The 8,409-nt window shown below is 43.2% G+C and carries 6 protein-coding genes and 1 pseudogene; 4 read left to right on the top strand and 3 right to left on the bottom strand.

Annotated features, from left to right (window positions below; translation table 11 throughout):
- The first annotated feature begins 278 nt into the window (after positions 1-278).
- The 3 genes from C4S61_RS21285 to C4S61_RS21295 are packed head-to-tail and all read left to right on the top strand — an operon-like array spanning position 279 to position 4,551.
- A complete protein-coding gene (locus C4S61_RS21285) occupies positions 279-3,284 on the top strand; it encodes a PVC-type heme-binding CxxCH protein (protein ID WP_103926797.1) in 3,006 nt (1,001 codons plus the stop codon).
- A 38-nt stretch (positions 3,285-3,322) separates the two neighbouring features.
- A complete protein-coding gene (locus C4S61_RS21290) occupies positions 3,323-4,357 on the top strand; it encodes a PDDEXK nuclease domain-containing protein (RefSeq protein ID WP_103926798.1) in 1,035 nt (344 codons plus the stop codon).
- Positions 4,354-4,551 (top strand): hypothetical protein, encoded by a 198-nt coding sequence (locus C4S61_RS21295; RefSeq protein ID WP_103926799.1) that lies wholly within the window; start codon positions 4,354-4,356, stop codon positions 4,549-4,551. Before C4S61_RS21290 ends, C4S61_RS21295 begins: the two co-directional genes overlap by 4 nt.
- A 1,003-nt stretch (positions 4,552-5,554) precedes the next feature.
- On the opposite strand, the gene C4S61_RS21955 is transcribed toward C4S61_RS21295, so the two are convergent.
- On the bottom strand, positions 5,555-5,707 hold the full coding sequence (locus C4S61_RS21955; RefSeq protein ID WP_160111295.1) for a hypothetical protein: 153 nt from the start codon (positions 5,705-5,707) through the stop codon (positions 5,555-5,557).
- 1,086 nt (positions 5,708-6,793) lie between these two features.
- Between C4S61_RS21955 and C4S61_RS21305 the strand changes: the two genes are divergently transcribed.
- Positions 6,794-7,300: a hypothetical protein gene (locus tag C4S61_RS21305; RefSeq protein WP_103926801.1), complete on the top strand. Its 507-nt coding sequence runs from the start codon at positions 6,794-6,796 to the stop codon at positions 7,298-7,300.
- Positions 7,301-7,520: 220 nt separating this feature from the next.
- Here the strand turns inward: C4S61_RS21305 and C4S61_RS21310 are convergent, their stop codons facing one another.
- Both C4S61_RS21310 and C4S61_RS22450 read right to left on the bottom strand, forming a co-directional pair.
- The gene (locus C4S61_RS21310) at positions 7,521-7,817 is read right to left on the bottom strand and encodes a hypothetical protein (RefSeq protein WP_146064478.1); all 297 of its coding nucleotides are present in this window, start codon (positions 7,815-7,817) and stop codon (positions 7,521-7,523) included.
- Positions 7,818-8,047: 230 nt separating this feature from the next.
- A pseudogene (locus tag C4S61_RS22450) lies at positions 8,048-8,409 on the bottom strand (hypothetical protein); the annotation flags it as partial.

The following is an 8,409-nucleotide window of genomic DNA, read 5'->3' on the forward strand; positions in this document are numbered from 1 at the left end:
TTAGCACCTTTGTAGCAATATTTTGCGAGCCTACGAGAAAAACTTCGTGATCTTCCATGTCTGTAGTTATTTTTTTGCAGTCCGAAGACTGCAAGAATGAAGGTCCAAGACTGAAGCCTTGAACCACCTGCGCTTCCTCTCATAAAACTCTGACCCTGTAAATTCTCCTTTTCTCAGTGCTCTCAGTGGTGAAAAACTTTTTGGTAAACAACCCCTTATCAACTATTTTGCTTTGCATTCCGCTTTTTTCACCGAGCAAACCCAAAAAAACCAAACCTATGAATAAGCCTATCCTCGCACTGCTCTTTGTCGCTAGCCTGATCTATTCCTGTGAAAGCCCCAAACCTCAACTCGGCGACGAGGAATATGCAGCACTCACTGACGAGCAAAAACGCTCGGTGGATCATGCCCTTGATGGCATCGAAGTTTTCGATGATCGCCTCGAACTGACACTTTTCGCCTCCGAACCCATGATGACCAATCCTACCAACATGGACATCGATGACCGCGGTCGGGTATGGATCACCGAGGCCTACAACTACCGAAATCAACTCAATCCCAAAAATCCGGTCAAAGCCGAAGGAGACCGTATCCTGATCCTCGAAGACACCAACGGAGATGGTCAGGCGGACAAATCCACGGTCTTCTACCAAGGAACCGACATCAATGCGGCTTTGGGAATTGCGGTTTTTGGTAATAAAGTCTTCGTCTCCGTCAGTCCAAATGTCTTTGTCTTCACCGATGAAAACGGGGACGATGTGCCCGACAGAAAAGAAGTGCTTTTCACGGGAGTGGGCGGCGTTCAGCACGATCACGGCATGCATGCCTTCACGTTTGGACCAGACGGAAAGCTCTATTTCAACTACGGCAACGAGGGCAAAGGCCTGCATCATGCCGATGGAACCCCAATTTTGGATCCATTGGGTCGCCCCGTCACCTCAGAAACGGCTCCCTATCAGGAAGGCATGGTATTCCGCTGCGATCCGGACGGCAGCAATCCGGAAGTTCTGGCCTGGAACTTCCGAAACAACTACGAACTCGCCGTGGACAGCTACGGACGCATGTGGCAGAGTGACAACGACGACGACGGCAATCGCTCCACGCGGATCAACTATGTGATGGACTATGGCAACTACGGCTTCAAGGACGAAATGACAAAAAGCGACTGGAGAACCCGCCGCATCAATATGGAGGACTCCGTCTGGCAGCAGCACTGGCACCTGAATGATCCCGGCGTAGTGCCTAATTTGGTACAGAATTATGCGGGTTCACCCACGGGTATCCTCGTCTACGAAGGCAAACTCCTCCCCGCCGAATACCAAAATCAGGTCATCCACGCCGATGCCGGACCCAATGTGATCCGCATGTATCCCGTACAGGCTTCCGGAGCAGGTTTTACGGGTGAAGTCAAGCCGATTTTGGACGGCAACAAGCGAGACAATTGGTTTCGCCCATCCGATGTGACCGTGGCACCTGACGGTTCGATTTTCATCTCCGACTGGTACGATCCCGGAGTGGGGGGCCATGCCGTGGGGGATTTGGAAAAAGGCAGAGTCTATCGCCTCGCTCCCAAAAAGTCCAAATACAAAGTGGAAGCGCCGGATTACTCTTCTATCGAATCCCTGATCGAACTCCTGCAAAATCCCAATCGGGCGATTCACTTCAAGGCTTTTATGGCATTGAAGGAAATGGGAGTCGAGGCAAAAGAAGCTTTGGAAGAACTCTATGCCTCCGAGGATTCCCGCATGAAAGCCCGAGCCTTTTGGTTGCTGAGCAAGCTGCCCAATGGGGAGGAATATATCCGCCAAGCCGCAGCGGATGACGATGAAAATATCCGCGTGGCGGCAGTTCGGGCCTCCCGAATGAACAAGCTGTACGATCCCTCCTTCTTGCCTGTACTTGCTGCCGATCCTTCCGATCAGGTGCGTCGGGAAGTGGCGATAGCCATCCGATACAAAGAGGCTCCCGAAGTATGGCTTAAACTGGCGGAAGGCTATCGCAGCGGAGACCGCTGGTACTTGGAGGCCTTGGGCATCGCGGCCGAATACCGCTGGGACAGCTATTTGCCGGCCTACCTGGCCAAACTGGGTCAAGGATGGAGCAATTCACCTGAGGCCAAAGACCTGATTTGGAGGTCGAGATCATCAGGCACACCGGCACTCTTGGAGGAATTGATCCTGGCGGAAAACAGTCCTGCGGATCATCGCTACTACCGGGCTTTGGATTTCCAAACCGCCGATCTGAAAAACCAAACCCTCAAAAACCTCCTGGCCAAAGGCCAAAACGAAGATCAGGTGATCATCCTGAGACAAGTAGCTTTTGATTCCAAAAAACCGGATGTCCAACTCCTCAACCTGGCCAAAGCCAAGGCAGGTGAAATTGCCGATGATCGGGATTTTCTCGAGATCGTCCGCAAATACCAGCTGAAAGACCAAAAAGAACGTCTGCTAGGCTTGGTGTATCAGGAGGAAAACCGGGGCTTGGCCAATCAGTCCGCCGGACTTTTCGCGGCTCTGTACGGCATGGGTGAGATCGAGCAGGCTATGAAGAATCCCGACGAAACCAAGGCCATCGCCGCCATCCGCAAATTTGGTGCGGTAGATACACCTGATATGGCTAATCTGCTGGCTAAATTCTGGAAAAACGACCAAGCCTCCACGGCTGTCCGAACCGCAGCCATGGAAGAAGCTAAGGGCTATCAGTCCGAGGCAGTACTCTGGGAACTGGCCAAAGCAGATCAGATTCCTGCTGACCTGCTCCCTATCGCACAGAAGATCCTGATGAGCAGCTGGAATGGAAATATCCGTGTGCTTGCTCTGGAAAAATACGGAGACAGCATCGCGCAAGGCTATGACTTGGTGAAAATGCTCTCTGCGAAAGGGGAAGTGGAAAAGGGAAAAACTTTGGCGTCCACTTACTGTATAGCCTGTCATAAGATCGGAAACGAAGGCGTGGACTTCGGCCCTGCCCTTTCCCAGATCGGAGGTAAACTCAGTCGGGAAGGACTGATCAATGCCATCATCAACCCATCGGAAGGAATGGGCTTCGGCTATGAAACCCAACTCGTCAAATTCAAAGACGGCAAGGAAATCCGCTGCATCGTCAACTCCAAGACCGAAAACGACCTGATCGTGAAGCTCGTCGGCAGCGGCGAACAAACCATCTACAAGCTTGCCAACATCGAATCCATCACCCAACTTTCCGAATCCTTGATGCCCGCCTTCCCGATAAGCGAACAGGAACTGGTGGATTTGGTGAGTTATTTGGAGGGGATGAGGAAGTGAGGTAAAGCCTAAGAGTCTTAATAGGATCCCAATAAAGAATGAAAGAAGAAATCATTTCTCAAAGTGAAGCCCTTTTCAAAGGAATTGAACAACTAATTGAAACTGCCAGAAGGCGAGTTGCAGTCTTTGTCAACGCGGAAACGACTATGCTTTATTGGCAAATCGGGGATTATATCAATAGAGAATTGCTGAAAGAGGACAGAGGTATCTATGGAGCAAAGATTCTTGCGACAGTGTCGCAAGATTTGATGAAAACATTCGGGAAAGGCTATTCCTACTCTGCTTTGACCCGAATGTGCAAAGTTGCAAAGTCATTCGACTTTGAAATTGTTGCGACACTGTCGCAACAATTGAGTTGGAGCCACTTCATCGAATTAGGAACCATAGAAAACCCAATTAAAAAAGAGTTCTACAGTAAACTATGCATCTATGAAAAATGGAACGTCCGGTCCTTACGCGATAAAATAGATTCTATGGTTTTTGAACGAACAGCAATTTCCTCAAAACCCGAACAGACCATCAAATTAGCATTATCCAATTTGAAAAATGAAGATACACTTGATCCGGAATTAGTTTTTAGAGACACCTATGTCCTGGATTTCCTGAATCTACCCCAAGCGTTTAAGGAAAAAGATCTGGAAACTGCTCTACTCAAGAATTTACAGCAATTCATCATGGAATTGGGAAATGGATTTGCCTTCTTGGAAAGGCAGAAACGGATCGCAGTAGACAGTGTGGACTATCATCTGGATCTTCTTTTCTACCACAGAAAACTCAAAAGACTTGTTGCGATAGACTTGAAATTAGGAAAATTCAAACCAGAACATAAAGCTCAGATGGAATTGTATTTGAGATGGTTGCAAAAAAATGAAGTACAGGAAGGAGAAGGAAGTCCGATAGGCCTACTCCTTTGTAGTGAGGGAAATACTGAACATATTGAGCTATTAATGCTGGATCAAAAGGAAATTAAAGTTGCTCAATACTTAACCGAATTGCCAGACAAGAAATGGTTCGCTGATAAGTTGCATCGGGCCATGGAAATTGCAAAATCAATTCAAACTACTGAAAAATGAAAATATCCACCCACATCAACTCCAAAACCGAAAACGACCTAATCGTGAAGCTGGTCGGAATGGGTGAGCAAACCATCTACAAGCTTGCAGACATCGCGTCTATCACCAAACTATCCGAATCCCTGATGCCCGCTTTCCCGCTAAGCGAACAGGAACTGGTGGATTTGGTGAGTTATTTGGAGGGGTTGAAGTGAGAGAGTGAGATGAAAAGAAAAAAATAATTTTTCAACAATTGATAGTGAAAGTGATTTCCATCTTGAACGAATGAATTCAATAGAAAAACATATTTACATCAATAAGAAGTATCAAGAATATAAAAGATTTATGCCAATAAATTTTCATGATTTAGAGTTTGAACGAATTAAATAATTTAAAAGAATTCATGAGGAGTTTAGAATTTATCTTCTTGCTAATCACTGGCCCTAAATATTCCCTTCTCCAGATATAGTAGCAAAATGATTAAAATTAGATGTAAATTGCATTTGCAACTTTCTATCTAAACATATTTACACTTGATACAATACGGTATTAAATAAGTTCAATTAAAAATTGGTAAGTTATATTAGAGTGGATTTGCAAATTCCACACAGACCAAACAATGATTTGACTACTCCGAGATGGATCTAAATGCAAAAGAAATTGAAAATATTAAAATAAATAATAATTTTATAAATAATGGAAATAGACTTTTTTGTTCTAAAACAAAATTCAGATTTTAAGATTTTTTGTTACTCACCGACTCTTTTACCCCCCTTTGGTGTAGTTTGACGCTCGCCCAGACCTGCGTATTGTCTTTAAAAGTCGGCAGGAAATAGTTCAACCCCTCCGGGGTTGTCATCCTCTTCCTCGTTTACATTTTTCCCCAGGTTGCACCTAGGGCTATTGAGAAGTTCGATCCTCCCGAAATCGCTGCGCTCATCGGGACTGCCGTTTCAGGATCTAAATTCCTCTACACATCGGGACTGCCATTTCAGGATCTATATTCCATCCATTATGAAAGCCAATTTCCTGACCCCGACAGGGGTCAAATCTTTCAATAGCCGCGGGTGAAACCCGTGGAAAAGGATAATAAAGGTCAAAACGACCCCGAAGGGTGTCGAACTATCTTTAAAAAGCCTTCCTGATTAACAGAAAGGCTCCTTTTATGATCGGGAATTCCTATTTCTCCAACATCTTCTTCAGAAGCTCCACCTTCTCTTATTCAGATTCTAAAAGCCGTTCCATCAAAGCAACCTTTTCTTCAAAAAGCTGAACTACTTTATCCATTGGATTGAAGTTGGGGTTTTGATTGTAAATAAATCCTGTTGCACTATCTGCATAGAAATAGTTCAACTCCTCTGGGGTTGCCATTTCGCCCTTGATTCCCAATTCCCTAGGTTGCAGTTCGACTTCGCTCACTGACCACCCCTAGGGCTATTGAGAAGTTTGATCCTCCCGAAATCGCTGCGCTCATCGGGAATGCCGTTTCAGGATCGTATTTATCAATATCGGAATTTGTAATAAATGACTACGAAGTGGTCAAACTTTTCAATAACCGCGGGTTGGTGGGTGAGCGAAGTCGAACCCAAACCCGTGGAAATTGATCGTGGTCCAAACATCCACGACCCCGAAGGGAGTCGAACTCTTTTTAAACAGTTTCCAAAACAATCCTCGGGTGAAAATCCTGCTTCTATGAAGTAACAATGACTACTTCTTTCATCTCAGTAGCAAGCTTGTGTAGTGTCTGTTCTATTTTTTTGCCTGTTCTTCTGAGGGGCTTTTTGCACCTGATACGTATCGCCTCAGAAGTCCAGGATTCATCCCTGCATGCTCCGCTACAGTAGAGATCTTCAGGAAGTCAAACTTCTGAAACAGCGCATAGATATCATATTGATAAGTGAATATTACCAGTTCTGGTTTTGGTGCGAGCTCTTCAAAGTCCCAAAGTAGTGTCTTGATTTTGGCTTCCAGTCCTGCTACAGTTTATGCAAATTCTGTAATTAGGTTACCCTTGTATTCGACTCTTCCCCACAATTCCTTGTCCACCTGCCTTTCGATGGTCAGCGGGATTCTTACGATTTCATTTTAGTGTAATTGTGCTGGTGTTGTTGTGGTTTTGTCCTATTGTTGATCTCATTATGAAACTATATCGGCCATGCCTACGGCATTTCCCAAAACCAAAAATTATCCTCAATTCCAGCCATTAATGGTTCGAATGCGCTCACCAACCATGGCTAGCTGCTCGCATTTGTCCGCGGGACAAAGTCTTAACGCTCGCTCTTCCCGTAGGGACGACCCATATCCTAGCCGGAGTTTTCAACGCACAGCTTCTATCATTTAAAATGACCGTGCTTTAAAAATTCATTGAATTGGGTTAATTTAGCTTTGTCAATTCCAGGGAACAAGAATGAAAGCCTGATTTGCCATGGCTAAACACAGATTAACTGATCGTAAAAAATGGATTTTTCAAACAAAGATTTTACTGAGATTAAAGATTTAAAACAAATTCTGGAAAAAATCGATGCAAATCCCAAAAAATACCTTGATGAAATTATCGACGAATTATATCAATACCAGCCCTTTATTTTATCCCTAATAATGGGCTATCAGCCGGATTTAAATCAAAGTGAATTCGAAGAAGTAGCTCAGGTTTATTTAATTATATGGGAATTCTTTAAGGGGAAGAATAACGTAAAAAAGAAAAAGTTAACAATAAACCGATATGAGGAAATAGAAAAAAACAATATTCATTTCTTCAGATATCTTGAACTATCAGACAAGAAGGACAGAGATTTCGCCTCAACAAACGATCTGCAAAATCAGGCCTCCAAAGCACTCCTGGCTGTCATTTTTCAGAGGTTTACTTCTAGACCCATCTTATTGGGAATGAATCAAGACCACAGAGCAATAATATTAGTAGGATTAAAAAGCACAATTGAAGGTTTGGAGGAAATCACAAAGTAAAATTCAATATTTTAAAAAAAGATCACCCCCCTTTGCCTAGGCTTCCATTTCCTCAATCAGTAACCAAATGAGCGATAGTCTGAGCGTAGCTTACCCGCCATGCAAACTGTCCGCTCGCTAAAAAGCTTCATTAAAGCTTTTTTTGATACTCGATCCTGCTTTTATATCAAAAGGAATTTGTTATTAGCTGGAAACGACCCACAAAGAAATACTAGGCCAATTAAAAATTGTTCAAAATATTAGGGTGAAGTTGCCTAAACCCAAGCAAATATTTGTAACCAAGGTGAGTGAAAATTTTACTTCGCTGTGTAGAATCATTTAAATCAAGGATTCGAGCATTAAGTAATTCATAGTCCATATTATCGAGGAGATCGACCTTAGAAATTTTTTTCTCAAGAAGAATTTTGAGAATTTCTCTCTCCAACTCGTTTTTTTGAGGAACACTTAAAATCTGGAAACCAGCATCCCATGATAAAGGCAAAAGTAATATGCCTTGGTTTTGGTTTAGACATTCCATGCATTTGGTCTTTGAATAAATTTTTGAGCTTACGCATGAAAAAGATAAAATGGAAAGTGTTAGCCAAAGAATAATTTTAAAAAAAAATTTCATTGCTTTTAATTCTTTGTTTAAGGCCGGATTTCTATGCTAACATTAATATAATAAAAATTCACCTGCCCAAAGAACGGCAGGTGAATAATTCTAATTCATTCAAATTGTTGAAGAATATTCGATTTTAAAACACCAAACTACTTTTTGTTCAAATGAAAGCCTAGATTCAACTCAAAGAAAATTGGAAGCCAATTACTTGTGCCAGTCAAATCGAAGTAGTAAACGGGACCGATGCTAAATAGCGTATTGAAATTTTCTTTTTTTCTCTGAAATCCCCAAGTTGGACCAATAGATATCGCATAATTCTCATTATAGTAAACATTTCCAGCAATACGCTGACCTGTGTACAATCCTCTTAAGGCCAAAAAATTTGCTGAATTCCCCTCAATCGATTTAAGTTTTGTTTCTCTTTTTTTGAAATTATAATATATGAATATACGGAATTCTGCCAGTAGCCGAATTATATACTGACAGTTCGTGACAATGGTTTGATAATCAG

The sequence above is a fragment of the Algoriphagus boritolerans DSM 17298 = JCM 18970 genome (genome assembly GCF_900108085.1).
In the GTDB taxonomy this organism is placed as follows: domain Bacteria; phylum Bacteroidota; class Bacteroidia; order Cytophagales; family Cyclobacteriaceae; genus Algoriphagus; species Algoriphagus boritolerans.